General features: G+C 72.8%; 13 protein-coding genes. 10 read left to right on the forward strand and 3 right to left on the reverse strand.

Going from position 1 to position 18,860, the window contains the following annotated elements; genetic code table 11:
• Positions 1–162: 162 nt before the first annotated feature.
• From HC362_RS22325 to obgE, 5 genes are all read left to right on the forward strand, one after another.
• Positions 163–960, forward strand: a complete 798-nt coding sequence (locus tag HC362_RS22325; protein WP_243085774.1) for a TIGR03936 family radical SAM-associated protein — start codon at positions 163–165, stop codon at positions 958–960.
• A gap of 249 nt (positions 961–1,209) precedes the next feature.
• The gene (locus HC362_RS22330) at positions 1,210–5,991 is read left to right on the forward strand and encodes a ribonuclease E/G (RefSeq protein WP_243085775.1); all 4,782 of its coding nucleotides are present in this window, start codon (positions 1,210–1,212) and stop codon (positions 5,989–5,991) included.
• A 251-nt stretch (positions 5,992–6,242) separates the two neighbouring features.
• The gene (rplU, locus tag HC362_RS22335) at positions 6,243–6,566 is read left to right on the forward strand and encodes a 50S ribosomal protein L21 (protein ID WP_030886289.1); all 324 of its coding nucleotides are present in this window, start codon (positions 6,243–6,245) and stop codon (positions 6,564–6,566) included.
• Positions 6,567–6,579: 13 nt separating this feature from the next.
• Entirely contained in the window at positions 6,580–6,837 is a 258-nt protein-coding gene (gene rpmA / locus HC362_RS22340) for a 50S ribosomal protein L27 (RefSeq protein WP_099880750.1), read from the forward strand.
• Between the two features lie 165 nt (positions 6,838–7,002).
• On the forward strand, positions 7,003–8,445 hold the full coding sequence (gene obgE / locus HC362_RS22345) for a GTPase ObgE (protein ID WP_243085776.1): 1,443 nt from the start codon (positions 7,003–7,005) through the stop codon (positions 8,443–8,445).
• Positions 8,446–8,479: 34 nt separating this feature from the next.
• Here obgE and HC362_RS22350 read toward each other — a convergent pair whose 3' ends face one another.
• Together HC362_RS22350 and HC362_RS22355 are read right to left on the reverse strand one after the other, a co-directional pair.
• Positions 8,480–9,763 (reverse strand): phospholipase D-like domain-containing protein, encoded by a 1,284-nt coding sequence (locus tag HC362_RS22350; protein WP_243085777.1) that lies wholly within the window; start codon positions 9,761–9,763, stop codon positions 8,480–8,482.
• Positions 9,764–10,057: 294 nt separating this feature from the next.
• On the reverse strand, positions 10,058–12,151 hold the full coding sequence (locus tag HC362_RS22355) for a hypothetical protein (protein WP_243085778.1): 2,094 nt from the start codon (positions 12,149–12,151) through the stop codon (positions 10,058–10,060).
• A gap of 416 nt (positions 12,152–12,567) precedes the next feature.
• Here HC362_RS22355 and proB point away from each other — a divergent pair, with 416 nt between their 5' ends.
• The 5 genes from proB to HC362_RS22380 all read left to right on the forward strand — a co-directional run bounded on the left by proB (position 12,568) and on the right by HC362_RS22380 (position 17,660).
• A complete protein-coding gene (gene proB / locus HC362_RS22360) occupies positions 12,568–13,704 on the forward strand; it encodes a glutamate 5-kinase (RefSeq protein ID WP_243088758.1) in 1,137 nt (378 codons plus the stop codon).
• 263 nt (positions 13,705–13,967) lie between these two features.
• Complete coding sequence (locus HC362_RS22365) at positions 13,968–14,342, forward strand: hypothetical protein (protein ID WP_229375117.1); 375 nt, start codon at positions 13,968–13,970, stop codon at positions 14,340–14,342.
• Between the two features lie 43 nt (positions 14,343–14,385).
• Complete coding sequence (locus tag HC362_RS22370; protein WP_243085779.1) at positions 14,386–15,666, forward strand: glutamate-5-semialdehyde dehydrogenase; 1,281 nt, start codon at positions 14,386–14,388, stop codon at positions 15,664–15,666.
• An 85-nt stretch (positions 15,667–15,751) separates the two neighbouring features.
• A complete protein-coding gene (locus HC362_RS22375) occupies positions 15,752–16,414 on the forward strand; it encodes a hypothetical protein (protein ID WP_243085780.1) in 663 nt (220 codons plus the stop codon).
• Positions 16,415–16,529: 115 nt separating this feature from the next.
• On the forward strand, positions 16,530–17,660 hold the full coding sequence (locus HC362_RS22380; RefSeq protein WP_243085781.1) for a hypothetical protein: 1,131 nt from the start codon (positions 16,530–16,532) through the stop codon (positions 17,658–17,660).
• Here HC362_RS22380 and HC362_RS22385 read toward each other — a convergent pair.
• On the reverse strand, positions 17,614–18,729 hold the full coding sequence (locus tag HC362_RS22385) for a M48 family metallopeptidase (protein ID WP_243085782.1): 1,116 nt from the start codon (positions 18,727–18,729) through the stop codon (positions 17,614–17,616). The genes HC362_RS22380 and HC362_RS22385 overlap by 47 nt on opposite strands.
• Positions 18,730–18,860 lie beyond the last annotated feature (131 nt).

Consider the following 18,860-nt stretch of genomic DNA (forward strand, 5'->3'; position numbering starts at 1 on the left):
CGGGCCTGGCCGGTGCGGACTTCCGCCTTCGTACAAGAGCACAAGACAGACCCATAAGGCAGACCCATAAGACATGGGCGGCCGTGCCCCGCGCGCCGCCCTGCACCGAGGAGAGAACCACTGGGCAAGCGACAGCCCGAAGGCCCGCCGCCCGCACCCACCGTGCAGCGCCTCCGCCTGCGCTACACGAAGCGAGGCCGCCTTCGGTTCACCAGTCACCGCGACTTCCAGCGCGCCTTCGAGAGGGCACTGCGCCGGGCCGAGGTACCCATGGCGTACTCCGCCGGTTTCACCCCGCACCCCAAGGTCAGCTACGCCAACGCCGCCCCCACGGGCACCGGCAGCGAGGCCGAGTACCTGGAGATCGCCCTCGTCCAGCAGCGCGACCCCGAACAGCTGCGCACGCTGCTCGACCAGTGCATGCCGGACGGCCTCGACATCGTCGACGCCGTCGAGGCGCGCGGCTCCGACTTCAGCGACCGCCTCCAGGCGTCCGTGTGGGAGCTGCGCCTCGACGGCGTCACCCCGCACGAGGCACAGGGGGCGGCGGACGCGTTCCTGGCCGCCGAGTCGGTCGAGGTGCAGCGCCAGACCAAGAAGGGCATCCGCTCCTTCGACGCGCGGGCCGCCGTCCGCTCGCTCACGGTCGCCGCGCCGAGCGCCGAGGCGGACACCTCCACCGGCGCCGATAGGCCCGGCAAGGGGGCCTGTGCGATACTGCGCCTGGTAGTACGACACGTGACACCTGCCGTACGACCCGACGACGTCCTGTCCGGTCTCCGCGCTACGGCCGACCTGGCGCCGCCGTCACCCGCAGCGGTGACCAGGCTGGCGCAGGGGCCGTTCGATGAGGAGAGCGGCACGGTGACCGACCCGTTCGCACCTGACCGCGACGCGGTCCCGGAGCCCATCGGCTCAGGGATCTCCAGCGCCGCGACGGTGCCGGGCGGCACCGCGTAGGACAGCCGCCGAAGCCGCGCCGCCGCCGACGACGCACGCCAGGGAGCCACCCGGGCAGCCGTACGGCAGGCGAGCGCACAGACCAGCAGACTTTCGCCGTAGCCGGGCCGGACAAGGGCCGGAACCGGCGAGTGAGACAACGAGCTCCCGTGCGGCGCCCGCGCCCCGGAGAGCGGCCCACCCACAAGGGCGGGCCGCCCCGGACCCCACGAGCGCGGCGCCCGGGAGCGTGACGGGAGACATGCCCGCATGCTCGAACCAACTGAATCCAACGAAGCCGAGGCACCCGCAGTCGGTAGCGCCGCTTCAGCGGAACCCGGTACGTCCGGCGTTCCCGGATCGTCCACCGCGTCCGGCGGATCGGTCGTCGACAGTGGGAGCACTGTCGGCGGCGGAGCCGCCGGTGCGCCCGAGACCGCCGGTGGTGCGCTCAGCACGCCGAGCGACACCCTGCCGCCGCGCCGCCGCCGCGCCGCCAGCCGCCCCGCGGGGCCGCCGTCCGGCACCGACACGGGCGAGACGGCGGGTACGGCCGCGACACCGCCCGTGCTGAACAGCGCCGCCGACACCCCGCATGGCCCCGAGAGCCAGGACGCCGAGGGCCAGGACGCCGAGGGCCAGGACAGCGGTCAGGACGGCGCCGCTGGTGACGCCCCCTCCGAGGCTCCCGCCGAGGTCGCTCCGGCCCCCGCGGCCCGCACCCGGCGCCGCGCCACGCGCAAGGCGACGGCACCGGCCGGTTCGCCGCCTCCGGCGACCCCCGCCGAGCAGCCCGGCAGCACCGAGCAGCCCGCTGCCGCCGCGCAGCCCGACGTCGCCGGGGGCACCGTCGAGGTCGGTACGGAGCCGCCGAAGGCCGCGGGCCGCCGCCGCGCGACCCGTAAGGCCACCGCCCCGGCGGGTTCGCCCGCCCCGGCGGAGTCCGCCGAGACCGCGCAGCCCGCCGAGGCCGCACAGGCACCGGAGGCCGGGCAGACCGGTACGACCGGTACCGGAGCCCAGCCGGAGGCCGCCGCAGGCACGGTGGAGGTCGGTACGGAGCCGCCGAAGGCCGCGGGCCGCCGCCGCGCGACCCGTAAGGCCACGGCCCCGGCGGGTTCGCCTGCCCCGGCGGAGTCCGCCGAGACCGCGCAGCCCGCCGAGACCGAGGGAGCCGAGGGAGCGGAGGCCGAGGCGCCGAAGGCACGTACGCGCCGCCGGGCCACCAGCCGCAAGGCCGCTTCCGCCGCCGCTGCCGACTCCGCCGCTCAGGCCGGGGAGGCCGAGGGCACCGAGGAAACGGCACCGGAGCAGAAGCCCACGACGACCAGGCGTCGCCGCACCACCCGTGCGGCCTCCACGCCCGCCACCGAGGCACCCGCCGAGACGGCCGCGCCCGCCGGGACGGGTGAGGCCACCGAGGCGGCCGGCGCGGAAGAGGGCGACGAGGCCCCCAAGACCCGCAGCCGCCGCCGTACCAGCACCCGTAAGGCGGCCGCCACCGAGGCAGCGGCCGAGGCGGAGGCCGGAACCGGGACCGGAACCGAAGCGGAGAAGACCGCCGCCCCCGGGACCGCTGAGACCGGCGAGCAGGCAGCGGCAGCCGACCAGGCCCCCGCGCCCGCCCGTACCCGCCGCCGTGCGGCCCGCAAGGGCACCGAGGCCGCCGAGCCGAAGGTCGCCAAGGGCTTCGCGGCCCCCGCGAGTGAGGCTCCCGCCGAGACCGCCGGGACGGGCGAGGAATCCGCAAAGCCCGCCAAGGGCGAGAAGGCGGAGAAGACCGAGAAGGCGGAGAAGGCCGAGAAGTCCGAGGCCCGCGCGGGGCGCAGGAAGCGGACCGCGCCGCCCATGGCGATGTTCCAGCCGCCCGTCTTCACCGAGCCGGCCTTCCAGACCCCGCAGTCGGCAGCCGCTGCCGCGGAGGCGGAACGCCGCGCCGAGCTCGAGGCGGAGTCCGAGGCGGAGCCGGAGCTCGAGGCCGGAGCCGAGGAGGAGGGCGCGGGCGCCCCGCGCCGTCGCCGTCGGCGCCGCGCCGAGTCGGCCGAGCCGGCTCCCACCGCCGCCCGCGAGGAGGGCCAGGAGGAGCGCGAGGACCAGGCCGAGGAGACCGAGGCCGAGGAGCAGGACAGCGCCCAGGCCGACGAGCGTCCCGCACGCCGCCGTCGCAGGGGCGGCCGGCGTCGGCGCCGTGGCGAGAGCGCCGAGCAGGCCGAGGGCGCCGAGACCGACGAGCAGGCCGAGCGCGACCGCTCCGCCGACCGGGAGGCCGAGGCAGCCGAGCCGGCCGCTGCCCAGGCCGGTGAAGCCGCGGCGGACGCCGAGGCCGGTGCCGCCGGCGAGGAGAGCGCGACCGCACCCTCCGGCGGCCCGTCCAGCAGCAGCTCCCGCCGTCGCCGTCGGCGCCGCCGCCGTTCCGGTGACGCGGAGCCCGCGACGACCGAGACGGTGACCGCTGACGACCCCGAGCGCACCGTCGTCAAGGTCCGCGAGCCGCGCAAGAAGAAGGACGAGCCCTCCGACGAGGTGCAGGCCATCAAGGGCTCCACCCGGCTGGAGGCCAAGAAGCAGCGCCGCCGCGAGGGCCGTGAGCAGGGCCGTCGCCGGGTGCCGATCATCACCGAGGCGGAGTTCCTCGCCCGCCGCGAGGCCGTCAAGCGCGAGATGATCGTGAGGCAGAGCGGCGAGCGTACCCAGATCGCCGTCCTCGAGGACGATGTGCTGGTCGAGCACTTCGTCAACAAGGAGCAGTCGACCTCGTACGTCGGCAACGTCTACCTCGGCAAGGTGCAGAACGTGCTGCCGTCGATGGAGGCCGCCTTCGTCGACATCGGCAAGGGCCGCAACGCCGTGCTGTACGCGGGCGAGGTCAACTTCGAGTCGCTGGGCATGGCGGGCGGCCCGCGCCGGATCGAGACGGCCCTCAAGTCGGGCCAGTCGGTGCTGGTGCAGGTCACCAAGGACCCGATCGGCCACAAGGGCGCCCGGCTGACCAGCCAGGTCTCGCTGCCGGGCCGCTACCTGGTGTATGTGCCCGAGGGCTCGATGACGGGCATCAGCCGCAAGCTCCCGGACACCGAGCGCTCGCGGCTCAAGCAGATCCTCAAGCGGGTCGTCCCCGAGGGTGCCGGTGTGATCGTCCGTACGGCGGCCGAGGGCGCCAGCGAGGACGAGCTGCGCCGGGACGTCGAGCGGCTGCAGGCGCAGTGGGAGGACATCCAGAAGAAGGCCCAGAAGGGCAACGCGCCCACGCTGCTCTACGGCGAGCCGGACATGACCGTCCGCGTGGTGCGGGACATCTTCAACGAGGACTTCTCCAAGGTCATCATCAGCGGTGACGAGGCCTGGGAGACCATCCACGGCTATGTCTCGCACGTGGCTCCCGACCTGGGCGACCGGCTCCAGAAGTGGAGCTCGGAGGTGGACGTCTTCGCCACGTACCGGATCGACGAGCAGCTGGCCAAGGCGCTGGACCGCAAGGTGTGGCTGCCCAGCGGCGGCTCGCTGGTGATCGACAGGACCGAGGCGATGATCGTCGTCGACGTCAACACCGGCAAGTTCACAGGCCAGGGCGGCAACCTGGAGGAGACGGTCACCAGGAACAACCTGGAGGCGGCCGAGGAGATCGTGCGCCAGCTGCGGCTGCGCGACCTCGGCGGCATCATCGTGATCGACTTCATCGACATGGTCCTGGAGTCCAACCGCGACCTGGTGCTGCGCCGCCTGCTGGAGTGCCTGGGCCGGGACCGTACGAAGCACCAGGTGGCGGAGGTCACCTCGCTTGGCCTGGTGCAGATGACCCGTAAGCGGGTCGGCCAGGGGCTGCTGGAGTCGTTCTCCGAGCAGTGCGTGCACTGCAACGGGCGCGGCGTCATCGTCCACCTGGACCAGGCCATGACCGCCGGCGGTGGCGGCAAGAAGGGCAAGAAGGGCAAGGGCAAGGCGGAGAAGGCGGACAAGGCCGAGGCCAAGGGCGGTCGGCAGGCAGCCCAGCCGCAGCCTGTGACCACTCCCGCCGAGCCCGTCCCTGCCGAGCCCGAGCCCTCTCCGGCGACCGCTCCCGCGGCTGCCGCCGTGGAGCCCGCCGAGGTGGTGGCCGAGGTCGCCGACGTCTCGGCCCCGGCACCGGTGCCGGTGGAGTTCGTGCCGGACGAGGAGCTGTTCAACAGCGCGGCCGAGGCGGAGGCGGCGGCCGCCGCACGCGGTGGGCGCGGCCGTCGGCGCGGCAGCCGCAGGGCGGGCGCTCCCGCCGGGTCGCCGAAGGCCGCGAGCGCGGCAGCCGAGGTGGTCGAGCCGGTGGCGCCGGAGCGCGCCGCCGCGGAGCCCGCCGTGACCGAGCCGGTACGGGCACGGGACCGGGTCTCCGCCCCGGCTGAGGCCCCGGCCGTGCCCGCTGCCCCCGAGGCGGCGCCGACGGCGGAACCGGCCGGGGAACCGGCCGCCGGACCGGGCACGGAGCAGCCGGCCGGGCCCGCCCCGGAGCCGTCAGCGCCCGAGCCGGCCGCCGCCGAGCCGGCCACCGGCGCGCGGCGTCGGCGCCGGGTCACGCGCAAGGTCAGCGCACCGGCCGGGGCACCCCCCGCCGGTGACGACACCGCTGCCGTGCTGGTCGTCCCGGCGGACGAGACGGCCGCCGAGGCCGCCGCCCCCGAGCCCGAGCCGGTGGTGGGCGAGGTCGTCACCGATGTGGCTCCCCGCCGCCCCCGGCGCAGGGTGACCCGAACGATCACCACCACAGCGCCGGCCGAGGAGGGCGAGGCCACGGCCCCGGCCAAGAAGACCGCGGCCAAGAAGACGGCCAAGAAGGCTCCGGCGAAGAAGGCGGCGGCCAAGAAGACCGCGGCCAAGAAGACGACGGCCAAGTCGGCCACGAAGGCGACGGCCAAGGCGACGGCGAAGTCGACGGCCAAGTCGGCGGCGAAGTCCACGGCGAAGGCGGCAGGGAAGACGGCGGCGAAGAAGACCGCCAAGAAGTCCGCCGCCAAGAAGACGGCCGCCGCCGAGCAGGAAGGCGGAGCCGGAACCTCGGTCTCCGCCTCGGCCTCCGAGGAGTGATCCGGTGGGGGTGGGAAGGGTAGCCCTCCCCACCCCCCACCGGGCCCCGGCCAGGGCCTCGGGGCCGGACCCCGGGGCCGTATGGGGTACCCTTGACCGTCGGCGTGCCCTCACCCGGGCGCGCTGCTCCTGAGCAAATCCCTCCCGGGTCTCCGGGAGAGGCCGCTCAATCCTTCCGGATCAGATCCGCGCTCCGGCGCGGGCGGGCGGCTGGCGTCAGGAGCTCCGATTCGAGCGAGAGAGAGTTCCGCGTGTACGCGATCGTGCGCACCGGCGGGCGCCAGCAGAAGGTCTCTGTGGGCGACGTCATCGAGGTTGACCGTATTTCTGAGAGCAAGGTCGGCGACACCGTCGAGCTCTCCACCCTGCTCGTCGTCGACGGTGACGCCGTCACCAGCGACCCCTGGGTCCTGGCGGGCGTGAAGGTCCAGGCCGAGGTGGTGGACCACCACAAGGGCGACAAGATCCGGATCCAGAAGTACAAGAACAAGACCGGGTACAAGAAGCGCATCGGTCACCGCCAGCTCCACACCGCGCTGAAGGTCACCGACATCCCCGCCCCGGCCAAGAAGTAAGGACTGAGGAGAGATGGCACACAAGAAGGGCGCATCGTCCACCCGGAACGGTCGCGACTCCAACCCGCAGTACCTCGGCGTGAAGCGCTTCGGCGGTCAGGTCGTCAACGCGGGTGAGATCCTGGTCCGCCAGCGCGGCACCCACTTCCACCCGGGCAAGGGCGTCGGCCGCGGCGGCGACGACACCCTGTTCGCGCTGGACGCGGGTGCGGTGCAGTTCGGCACCCACCGCGGCCGCAAGGTCGTGAACGTCGTCCCGGCCGCCAAGTAAGCAGCCGGACGGCACACTCTCCACACTCGAGGGCGGACCTCCTCCTCCCGTGCGTACGGCACCGCGTACGCACGGGAAGCGGGTCCGCCCTCGGTGCGTAGTGCGCGGCTTCGCGCGCTGCGTGCGCAGTACACCCCCCAGCACGCCTTTGGAGGCACACCCCCTATGACCACCTTCGTGGACCGCGTCGAGCTGCATGTCGCCGCGGGTAACGGTGGACACGGCTGCGCCTCCGTGCACCGGGAGAAGTTCAAGCCGCTCGGCGGACCCGACGGCGGCAACGGCGGGCGCGGCGGCGATGTGATCTTCGTCGTCGACCCGGATGTGACCACGCTGCTCGACTACCACCACAGCCCGCACCGCAAGGCCACCAACGGCCGGCCCGGCGAGGGCGGGCACCGGTCCGGGCAGGACGGCAAGGACCTGGTGCTGCCGGTGCCGGACGGCACCGTCGTCCTCGACAAGCGCGGCGAGGTGCTGGCCGACATGGTCGGCGCCGGCACCACCTTCGTCGCGGGCCGCGGCGGACGCGGCGGGCTCGGCAACGCGGCGCTGGCCTCCGCGCGGCGCAAGGCCCCCGGCTTCGCGCTGCTGGGCGAGCCCGGCGAGGAGCGGGACGTCGTCCTGGAGCTGAAGACGGTCGCGGACGTGGCGCTCGTCGGCTATCCGAGCGCGGGCAAGTCCTCGCTGATCTCGGTGCTCTCCGCAGCCAAGCCGAAGATCGCCGACTACCCCTTCACCACCCTGGTGCCCAACCTGGGCGTGGTCACCGCGGGCGGCTCCGTCTACACCATCGCGGACGTGCCGGGCCTGATCCCCGGCGCCAGCGAGGGCAAGGGGCTCGGACTGGAGTTCCTGCGGCACGTCGAGCGCTGCTCCGTGCTGGTCCACGTGCTGGACTGCGCCACCCTGGAGACCGACCGCGACCCCGTCTCCGACCTGGACGTCATCGAGGCCGAACTGGCCCGCTACGGCGGTCTGGAGGACCGGCCGCGCGTCGTCGTCCTCAACAAGACGGACATCCCCGAGGGCAAGGACCTGGCCGACATCATCCGGCCCGACCTTCAGGAGCGCGGCTTCCCTGTCTTCGAGGTCTCGGCGGTCTCCCGGCAGGGCCTCAAGGAGCTGTCCTACGCGTTGGCGGGCCTGGTGGACGAGGCTCGTGCGGCACGCCCCGTACAGGAGTCCACCCGCATCGTCATCCGGCCCAAGGCCGTGGACGACGCGGGCTTCACGGTCACCCGTATCGAGGAGGGCTTCTTCCGGGTGCGCGGCGAGAAGCCCGAACGCTGGGTGCGGCAGACCGACTTCAACAACGACGAGGCCGTCGGCTACCTCGCGGACCGGCTCGCGCGCCTCGGCGTCGAGGAGGAGCTGCTGAAGGCGGGCGCCCGCGAGGGCGACGGCGTCGCCATCGGCGACGAGGACAACGCCGTCGTCTTCGACTGGGAGCCCACCATGGTCACCGGCGCCGAAATGCTCGGCCGCCGGGGCGAGGACCACCGCATGGAAGCCCCCCGGCCGGCGGCCCAGCGCCGCCGCGACCGCGAGGCGGAGCGCGACGAGGCCCTGGGCGAGTACGAGGACTTCGACCCGTTCGAGGGCTGACCCCCGCGCCCCTTCCATGGCCCTCAGCCGGTCATCAGTGCTCGGGCTGTGGGCTCACCCCCTTGCAACTGGGGGTGTCATCGGCCAGACCGGGCAGTGCCGAGCCACGCACCCGGTGGAAGTGCCGCACATACGCGTCGTGCACGGCGGAGTCGTCGATCTTCAGCAGCGCCTCGTCGTTCCTGGTGAGCGCCGGGCCCGAGTAGTTGTGGCTGCCGGTCCACACCACGTTGTTCCGGGCGCCCGCGTAACGCCCGGAGATCATCAGCGTCTTGGAGTGGAGGACCTCGCGGGAGGTCCTCGAGTCCCCGTCGTCGTCGTAGTGCAGGCACCGCACCGCCGGGCCGCCGGGCGCGTGCAGGGCCTCCCAGGTGCCGGGTGAGCCGGTGCTGTCCTCGCTGTCGGTCTGGGCGTAGACGATGTCGACGGCGCAGCCCTGCCGGTGCAGCGCGGCGAGCTTGTCGGCGACGCGCTGCCGGGTGAGCTTGAACATGGCCAGCCGGACGCTGGTGCGATGGCTGCCGAGGGCGTCCTTCCAGCGGCAGGTGACGTTGTCGAGGATGGCGGTCACGGTGTCGCCGCCCCCGGGGCGCGGGAAGAAGTAGCCCGTGTACGGTCCGGCGCCCGCGCGGGTGTAGCGCCAGGCGCGCCAGTCGGCCGCGGCGAGCTTGTCGAAGTACCTGCTGTAGGCGGTGTGGGTACGCGCCTGGGAGACGACCATGGCGTCGTTCCAGAACTTGGTGTAGCTGCCGCTGGACAGGTTGGACGACGTCTGCACCACGACATTCCGCAGCCGGCCGGTCCGGGAGAAGAGCCAGAACTTGTTGTGCGCGATGGACGGTCCGGCACCCGGATCGCCCAGACAGGACTTGCCCTTCGGGCACAGTCCGACGAAGGACCGTTTCGCCCGGTTGGTGCCGAGCGCCTTGCGCAGGATCGCGTACGAGGTACTGGAGGGCATCGCGCTCACACTCGACTCGTCCAGCATCACCTGGACGTTGACGCGCCGTTTGGCGGAGGTGTGCGCCCTGGCCAGAGCGCGGGCCACCTCCGCGTCCCAGAAGTGGTAGAGGGCCACCTTGATCGTGGAGCGGGGCGCGGCCGCCTTGACGCGGGCCAGCAGATCGCTGCGGATGGCGCGCTGCTGCGCGGGGGTGCCGTTGGGCAGATTGAAGACGGGGCCGGTGCCGGGAGACGCGGCCATGGGGGAGGCGGCCATCGCGGGAGCGGCGGCCGTGGCGGGGGAGGGGGCCATGAGATGGAGCCCCGCCACCAGGGCAAGGGCCAGGGGTGTTATGGCTGTTCTCAGGCGTGTCACGTGCGTCCCCTCCTGGCTGATGGTGCGGAACCCGGCGGATGGTGCGGACCGGGTCGCCAGCGAGCGTAGGGAGCGCAAAGCCCGATTTTCAGGCGATGATCCCAATTGCTGGTACGAGTGGGACAGAAGTGACGTAGATACACGGAAGGGCCCCGAGAGGTGATCTCCTCCCGGGGCCCCGCACCGTTTCGTGCTCCTATGCGCCGGTGTAGCGCGCGTACGTCACCCGAACAGGTGGGACGCCGTGCCGCCGCCCGGAATGGCGGGACGCCGTGCGCGGCCCGCCTCGGCGCCTCAGGTCGGCACCGCGTCCTCCGGGTCGGCGCTGCCCGGAGCCTCCATCTCGGCCTCCTCGGCGGCCTCTTCCGCCTCCCGCTGCCCGGGGATCTCCGTCGTACGCCGCGCCACGCGCTCGTTGCGAGCCTCTGCCTCGTCCGCCAACTCCAGTGCCGCGGCGTTGAAACGGGCGAGCGAGGGCGGTTCCGAGGGGCCCAGCAGATGTGTCTTGAGCTCCTTGCGGGCCCGCACCAGGGTGTCCTTCTCCGGGTGGCGCACCGACTCGAGCAGCGCCGGGATCTGCTCCGCGTCCGGGGTGAGCACCGTGCCGGCCCGTACGGTCGGGAAGGTGCCGCGGAACTCGTCCTCGGTCATCCCGCTGGTGTTCGCCACCGCGTACGGCTTCTCGCTGCTGAGGTAGTCCGAGACGACGGACGAGACGTCCGAGATCAGCAGGTCGGCTTGGTTGAAGCAGGTGAAGATGGCCGGCCGGGGGCCGTCGATGATCTGGTGCTCCGACTCGGGGAAGGACGCCCAGTAGGCCGCCTCCCACGCCTCGGTCGCGGCCCGCACCCGCTCGGCGTTGCCCTCCTCGGGCGTGCCCTGGATCTTCATCCGCTCCATCTCGTCCGCGCTGCCGCGGAAGGCGGCGGTGGAGACCCGGTCCAGCTCCGCGGTGCGCCGCTCCAGCTCGGCGACCGCCTCCGGGGCGCGGCGCGAGCCGCCGCGTGCCGCGTTGGCCTGGGTGATCAGGGAGCGGATGCGCTGGTCGGCGGCGCCCGCGCGGGGGTCGACCGAGCCGGTCATGGGGTGCGGCTTGTACAGCAGCCGCACCTTCGGGTCGGCGAGCAGTGCCTTGACGATGTTCTCGCCCGCCAGCCGTACCGAGGTGTTGCCCGGGTTGCCGTCCCAGCCCTCCCAGGTGGGCGCGTACAGCACCGTCGTGTACTCGCTCTTGCGCGCTCCGGCGCGCTCGTCGGCGTGCTGGATCGGGCTCAGCTGGGGGCGGCCGACCTCGACCACGTCCTTGTCGTCCACCCCGACCTCGGCGAGCTGGTAGCGCTCGCGGGCGGCCTCACCGGCGACCCACACCTGGTCGTAGGCCTTGGCGTAGGGGTTGCAGGAGGAGAGCTTGTCGGACTCGCCGTGGTTGATGAAGGCGTGCTTGAGGGTGGGGATGCGCAGCACCTGGGAGGTCTTGCCGGAGTTGGCCGGGTGCAGCAGCACCTTGAGCGCGGAGTGCTCCAGCCGCATCAGGTGGGCGACCTTGGGGATGCAGACGATGGGGATGTCGGTGGCGTCGATCTTCTGCACCATGAACCGCTCACGCAGCACGATCAGCGGCCGCCCGTCCAGCTGGGCCAGCGTGCTCAGCCACATGTTCGCCTGGTACGCGGAGGACGCACCGCCGGAGAAGTACATCCCGACCGTGGGCTGGTACCGCTCGAGCCACTTGTCCAGCCACGCCAGCACCTCCTGCTCGCTCTTGGAGCGCTTCTTGGGCAGCAGCCAGGTGCCCAGGTAGACGGCGCTGCCCAGGGACAGCAGCAGGGTGCACGTCACGCCGATGAGACCCCACTCCTGCGCCGAGAGGCCCGCGCTGAGCATCAGCCCCACAGTGCCCGGGATGGAGAAGCGCAGCAGCCGGCGGCTGGGCTGGCGGGCCAGCAGCCGGGAGGGCGCGTGGGTGAGGTCGAGCGAGGAGGTGTCGATGTTGCGCGTCACGACGGGCAGCGTGCGGGAGCGGCGCACGAGCTGGGCCACGGCCTGGCACAGGAAGTGCGCGGCGTAGGCGGCCAGCAGCAGGAGGGTGAGCGGGCGCTCGATGTCCGGCGGGACCTCGGGGAGGCGCACCAGGCCGATGACGACGAGCATGTCGCGCAGCAGCTGCCGCGTGGTGACATCGAAACGGACCTTACCGAGCAGTGCCAGCAGCCCGGGCTGCTTGTGCGTCAGGTAGAGGTCGAGGGCGAGTCCCGCCAGCGAGGCGGTGACGAAGACGGGCACGTTCGGCAGCAGGGCGCCGGCGAGCTGCACGGTGTAGAACACCGCGAGTGCGAGCAGGGCCGCGAGCTGCACGGCGCGTCGTGCGGAGAGTCCGGCAGAGGGCACGGGCTGGGCTCCTGGCGTGGAGATCGAAGTTCGCAGGGGAACTGGCTTCAGGGGTGGCCGGTGGCGGTGGCCAAGGTCGACCACTGACCGTATGACGCCCGCGGGTCAAGTGACAATCTTCGTCGGCCCTGGATACGTGCTTACCTGGTCAAAGGTAACCATCCTCACGCGTCCATTGCGCGAAACGGATGAGCGGCGCTCAGCGGCGCTGACGTAGATTGCGACAGAAGAGCGCGGCGGGTCCCGGGCCGCGGGCGCACAGCGGCGCCCCACGGCCCGCCGCGGCGGCACAGGTGCGAGGGGTACGTACGGGCGTGGCAGGAGACAGCGGAACAGGGCGTGCGGCGGGCGCGGCGGGGGACGGCCACCAGGGGCCCGGGAGCGCCACGGAGAGTGACCGCGCGGCGCGCAGGGCCGTGCGGGAGGCGCGCCGCGTCGTCGTCAAGGTCGGCTCCTCCTCACTGACCACCGCGGCGGGCGGGCTGGACGCCGACCGGGTGGACGCCCTCGTCGACGTACTCGCCAAGCACATCGGCGCGCAGCGCCCCGAGGGCGAGCCGGGCGGGGTTCCCGGCCGGGAGACAGTGCTGGTCTCCTCCGGCGCCATCGCCGCCGGTCTCGCGCCGCTGGGGCTGGCCAAGCGCCCCCGGGACCTGGCACGCCAGCAGGCGGCCGCCAGCGTCGGCCAGGGGCTGCTGGTGGCCCGCTACACGGCCTCTTTCGCGCGCTACGGCCGCCGCGTCGGCCAGGTGCTGCTGACCTCGGACGACACCAGCCGCCGTGCCCACTACCGCAACGCCTACCGCACCCTCGACCAACTGCTGGCCATGGGCGCCGTGCCGATCGTCAACGAGAACGACACCGTGGCCACCGACGAGATCCGCTTCGGCGACAACGACCGGCTCGCCGCGCTCGTCGCCCACCTGGTCCGCGCCGATCTGCTGGTGCTCCTCTCCGACGTGGACGGCCTCTACGACGGCAACCCCGCCACCCCCGGCACCCGCCGGATCGCCCAGGTGCGCGGCCCCGCCGATCTGGAGGGCATCGACATCGGCAGCGCGGGCAGCGCTGGGGTGGGCACCGGCGGCATGGTCACCAAGGTCGAGGCCGCGGGCATCGCGGCAGGTGCCGGAGTGCCCGTCGTACTGACCTCCGCCGTGCACGCGGCGGACGCGCTGGCGGGCCGGGACACGGGCACCTACTTCCACCCGACCGGGCGGCGCGCGGCCGGACGCCTGCTGTGGCTCGCGCACGCCTCCACGCCCACCGGGGCGCTCACCCTGGACGAGGGCGCCGTACGGGCCGTGGTGGACCGCCGCACCTCGCTGCTGCCCGCGGGGATCGCCGGGGTGGAGGGCGACTTCTCGGCGGGCGATCCGGTGGAGCTGCGGGATGCCAAGGGACGGGCCGTCGCGCGCGGACTGGTGAACTTCGACGCCAAGGAGCTGCCGCGGCTGCTCGGCCGCACCACGCACGAGCTGGCAAGGGAGCTGGGCCCCGCCTACGAGCGTGAGGTCGTACACCGCGACGACCTGGTGCTGCTGCGCAACTGACAGGAGCCGTCCGCCGCGCCGCTGTTTCGGGCCGGGCGGTTGCAGACGGTTGCAGTACGAGAAAAAGTCCAGCCTTTCCACGGACACCTTCCGCAAAACGGCCCCGCGCCGGCCCTCGGACTGGTCAACTTTGACGCGGGCGCCGCGAGCGGCACGTGCACCCGCACGTGCACGCAGCGTCCCCGAGGAACCACACACGGACACCCGAGCAGCACCAGCACCACTCCAGGAGGCCACCGGTGAGACGACTGGCCAGCGTCGACATGGCGTCTTCTCCCCAGCCCGAGGAAAGAGTCGGCTCCCGGCTCTGGCACATCACGCTCAGCGTCGCCGGGCGGGAGTCGCCGCTGGCCGACGTACGGCGCGCGCTCGAACAGCTCGCGCACGACCACCCGTTCCTGCTCACCAGCCGCTACGCCAACGACCACGCCGAGATCCGCTACTGGGAGGAGGCCCGCGACCTGCACGACGCCGCCGCTGTGGCGCTGCGGCTGTGGGGCGAGCACCGGGCCTCGGCCAAACTGCCGCCCTGGGAGATCGTCGGGCTGGAGGTGATCGGGCGCGAGACCTACCAGCAGCGCGTCGCGGAGGGCTACGGTCCGCCACCCGCGAGCCCGGTGGGGGTGCACCCGTTCTGAGACGGCGAGGCGGCCGCCTCGCACCCCGGCTACCATGCGCGCCATGAGCGCATCCGAGACCACGGACACCCCCGTCCGCCAGGCGGCCCGCCGCGCGCGGACTGCGGCAGCCGACCTCGCCCCGGCCCCCCGCACCACCCGCGACAGCGCGCTGCTGGCCATCGCCGAGGCGCTCACGGCCCGCACGGCGGAGATCGTCGCCGCCAACGCCGACGACGTCGCCAAGGCGCGCGCCGCCGGGGTGGCCGAGTCCGTCGTCGACCGGCTCACGCTCACTCCCGAGCGGGTCGCGGCCATCGCCTCGGACGTCCGCGACGTGATCGCGCTGCCCGACCCGGTGGGCGAGGTGCGGCGCGGCTCCACGCTGCCCAACGGGCTGGAGCTGCGCCAGGTGCGGGTGCCGATGGGCGTCGTCGGGATCATCTACGAGGCCCGCCCGAACGTCACGGTCGACGCCGCGGCGCTCTGCCTCAAGTCCGGCAACGCCGTACTGCTGCGCGGCTCGTCGTCCGCGCACGCCTCCAACACGGCGCTGGTCGCCGTGTTGCGGGACGCTGTCGCGCAGGCGGGACTCCCGGCGGACGCCGTGCAGTTGGTGCCCGGCGAGAGCCGGGAGAGCGTCACCGAGCTGATGCGCGCCCGCGGCCTGGTGGACGTGCTCATCCCGCGCGGCGGCGCCTCGCTGATCAAGACCGTGGTCGAGCAGTCCACAGTGCCGGTGATCGAGACCGGCACCGGCAACTGCCACGTCTATGTGGACGAGCGCGCCGACATCGACACCGCGCTCGCCATCCTCGTCAACTCCAAGGCGCAGCGCCCCAGCGTCTGCAACGCGGCCGAGACGGTGCTGGTGCACGCGGGGATCGCCGACGCCTTCCTGCCGCGCGCTCTCGAAGCCCTCTCCGAGGCCGGTGTGACCGTGCACGGCGACGATGCCTGGCAGACGGTGGCCGGGGCCTCGGCGCGCACCGTGCTGCCGGCCACCGACGAGGACTGGGCGAGCGAGTATCTGTCGTACGACATCGCGGCCGCCGTCGTGCCCTCGCTGGACGCGGCCGTCGAGCACATCCGCACCTGGTCCTCCGGACACACCGAGGCGATCGTCACCACCGACACCGCTGCTGCCCGCCGCTTCACGGCCCTGGTCGACTCCGCCGCCGTCATGGTCAACGCCTCCACCAGGTTCACCGACGGCGCCCAGTTCGGCTTCGGCGCCGAGATCGGCATCTCCACGCAGAAGCTGCACGCGCGCGGCCCCATGGGGCTGCCCGAGCTCACCACCACCAAGTACGTGGTCACCGGGGACGGCCACATCCGCGACTGAGCGCCCGCCGGGCGGGGAGGGGCGGATTTCCGTCCGCTTCCCGCGGGCCCTGCCCAAAACGTCCGCGCAGGTCTACGCTGGTCGCGTGCCGGACGAGGTGGGGGGCGGGCCGTTCCCGGACGGTGAGGAGCCCGAGTACCGCGACCACGGGGCAGCGGACGACGAGTTCGCCTCCGTGGTACTCGACGAGGACTTCGTACGTGCCGCCGAGGTCCACGAGCCGACCGCGGCCGAACGGATACTCGCCTCGGCCCAGTCGCACGCGGAGAGCGAGAACCCCCGCGCGCTGGAGGACGTCGGCTACGCGCGCGGCGAGGGCGAGTTCCCGCCCGACGAGCTGATCGAAGCGGACGAGGGCTTCGACGACGACCCGGACGACGACGAGGGCCGCTTCGACCGCTCCGAGTACCGCGTGGAGTACGAGCGCTCCGACGGTTTCCCGCCGGAGCTGGACCCCGCCTACGAGCACGGCGCCGACTTCGGCTACGCGCACGGCGCCTACGGTCGCCACGCGCCCTACCGCGACGGCCCGCGCCCCTACCGCGGCCATCGCAGCTGGCAGCGGCCCGTCGCCTGGGTGCTCGCCGTGGTGATGGGGATCGGCATGGTCGCGCTCGCCTTCTCGGCCGTCTACCGCGGCACCTCCAACCAGCGGCAGCAACCCACCCCGCCACCGGCCACCACCGGCGTTGAGCGGAACGGACCGGCAGCGCCGCCCACCGTCTCGGCCCAGCCACCCGGCGGCTGAGCACGCCCGGCCTTCCCGCCGTCGGGTGGACGGTTCGGAACAGACCCTCCCGGTTCCCGCAAGTTGGCCGGGGCCACGCCGTTCACCTCCGCCCGGTCGGTCCTACCCTGTTCTCATGGCCGGGCGAGCAGATCCTCCCGACGGGACGTCCGACGGCGGTCCCGACGGCGGCAATGGCGGCGACGACGAATACCGGTCGCTGGTGTTCGACGAGTCGTTCGTCAACGCTGCGCACCTCCAGGAGTTCTCGGCACAGGAGCGCCTCCAGGACGAGGAGCACGCCGCGGTCCGCGCCCGCCCGGAAGCGGAACGCCACGGCAGGACGGGCCTGGGCTTCTCCCGGCAGGGCCTGGTTCTGGTGCTGCTGACCGCGCTCGCCTTCGGCACCGCCATCTACATGGGCATACGGAATCCGTACCGGTCTCCCGTACGGGCCGGCGCTGAACCCCTGCACAGCGAAATACTGCCGCTGGCACCCACCGCACCGGTGCCCGGCAGCACCCCCGCGGACCTGTTCGACAACAGCCCCGCCGACCGGTTCGCGACGGGGGCCGATGGAGTGGCGCTGCCACCCGTTCGCAGCAGTGACCACTTCTCCGAGAGCCAGGTGCTGGCAGCGCTGACCATGGCCAAGGAGTACGTGGTGGAGAGCTCGCTGGACCCGAAGGTGCTCACCGGGGGCACCGTGCGGCCGGTGCGGGTACTGCTGAACCCGCGTCAGCAGAACCAGTTCGACCGCAGCGTCGAGAAGCCGCGCAGCGACGGGCGGCACGCGGCCACCGCCTGGATGGTGCGCTTCGACCGCGGCAAGGCGGCGCTTGCCAGCCCCAAGGTACGGGTCGACGGCACGCTCGCGGTGCAGGAGGTCGGCGACGGACTCGAGGTCACCGCCGACCATGTGTTCGTCTACGCCCTGCGCCCGGCCGGCGCGAAAAAGGGCGAGGAGGCCCGCAAGAGCGCGTCCCTGTTCTCCGTACGACGGGAGGTGCACTTCCGGTTCGAGCGGGAGGACCTGCGCGAGCGCCAGGTCACCGTGCGGCAGGTCGCCATGCGGGCCGGCCCGATGAACTGCGGCGGGGACTCCGCCGAGGCGCTGACGCCGCTGCTGGCGGGCGAGCGGGCCAAGGACGCGGGCAAGGCGGGGACCGACCCCTTCGAGCGGGGCAGGTCCGCCGCCTCGGCGTGCGGGCTGCTGGCCGCTAGCGCTCAGCCGAGCCCGGACCATCCTTCCCGCCCGAGCCGTTAGCCCCGCCGTTGCCGCCGTTGCCGCCGTCCTGGCCGCCGCCGCTCCGGCCGGTGAAGGTGTCGCGCAGCCTGCCGCCGACGTCGCCCACGCCGCCCGCCAGGTCGCGGACGAAGCCCATCAGCGGGTCCTTGCTGTTGCGCACCGTCTCGGAGTAGTGGTTCGCCGACTCCTTGAACGAGTCCCGTACCGAGGTGTCCTTGTCGTCGGTGCGCTTGGGGTAGTGGCCGTCCATGATCCGCTGGAAGTCGCGGCTGGCCTCCCACTTCTTCAGCTCCGCCGCGCGCACGGTGGTGAACGGGTGGGAGCGCGGCAGCACATTCATGATCTTCAGCACCGAGTCGCGCAGATCGCCGCCCGCCTCGTACTCCTCGGCCTGCGCCAGGAAGGCGTCCACGTTCATCTCGTGCAGGTGGTTGCCGCCCGCCAGTTTCATCAGCCCGCGCATCGACGCCTGCAGGTCCTGGCCGACCAGCAGCCCGGCGCGGTCGGCCGACAGCTCCGACTTGCGGAACCACTCGCGCAGCGCCGTCACCAGCGCCATGACCGCGACGTTCCCCAGCGGGATCCAGGCGACCTTGAAGGCCAGGTTGGACAGGAACAGCAGTATCGTCCGGTAGACCGCGTGGCCCGAGAGCGCGTGTCCGACCTCGTGGCCGATGACAGCGCGCATCTCCTCCTCGTCCAGGAGCTCCACCAGGCCGGTGGAGAGCACGATGATCGGCTCGTCCATACCGACGCACATCGCGTTGGGCTTCGGGTCCTGCGTGACGTACATCGGTGGGATCTTCTCGAGATCCAGTATGTAACAGGCATCCCGCAGCATCGCGTTGAGATGGGCGAACTGCTGGTCGCTGACCCGCACCGAGTCGGAGAGGAACAACAGCCGCATGCTCCGCTCGGGCAGCAGACCGCTCAGCGCCTTGACCGCGGTGTCGAAACCGCTCAGCTTGCGCAGCGCGACCAGGGCCGAGCGGTCGGTCGGGTGCTCGTACGCGCGGGACGAGATGCCCTCGAAACGCCGCCTTTCGCGGCCCGGCAGGCGCTCCGTGCCGCCTGTGCCGTCTGTCATGGTGTATCCCCCTCTTCGACTGGGCTGTCCACACTAGAGGGTGGGACGCGGAGCGGGGCCTTCCCGTTGCGTTCCGGATGAGTCGGCGTGAGGCGCCTCAGGGTCCCCGCTTACGATGTGGCTGCGCACTT

This window comes from Streptomyces sp. 891-h (genome assembly GCF_022760275.1).
In the GTDB taxonomy this organism is placed as follows: domain Bacteria; phylum Actinomycetota; class Actinomycetes; order Streptomycetales; family Streptomycetaceae; genus Streptomyces; species Streptomyces spirodelae.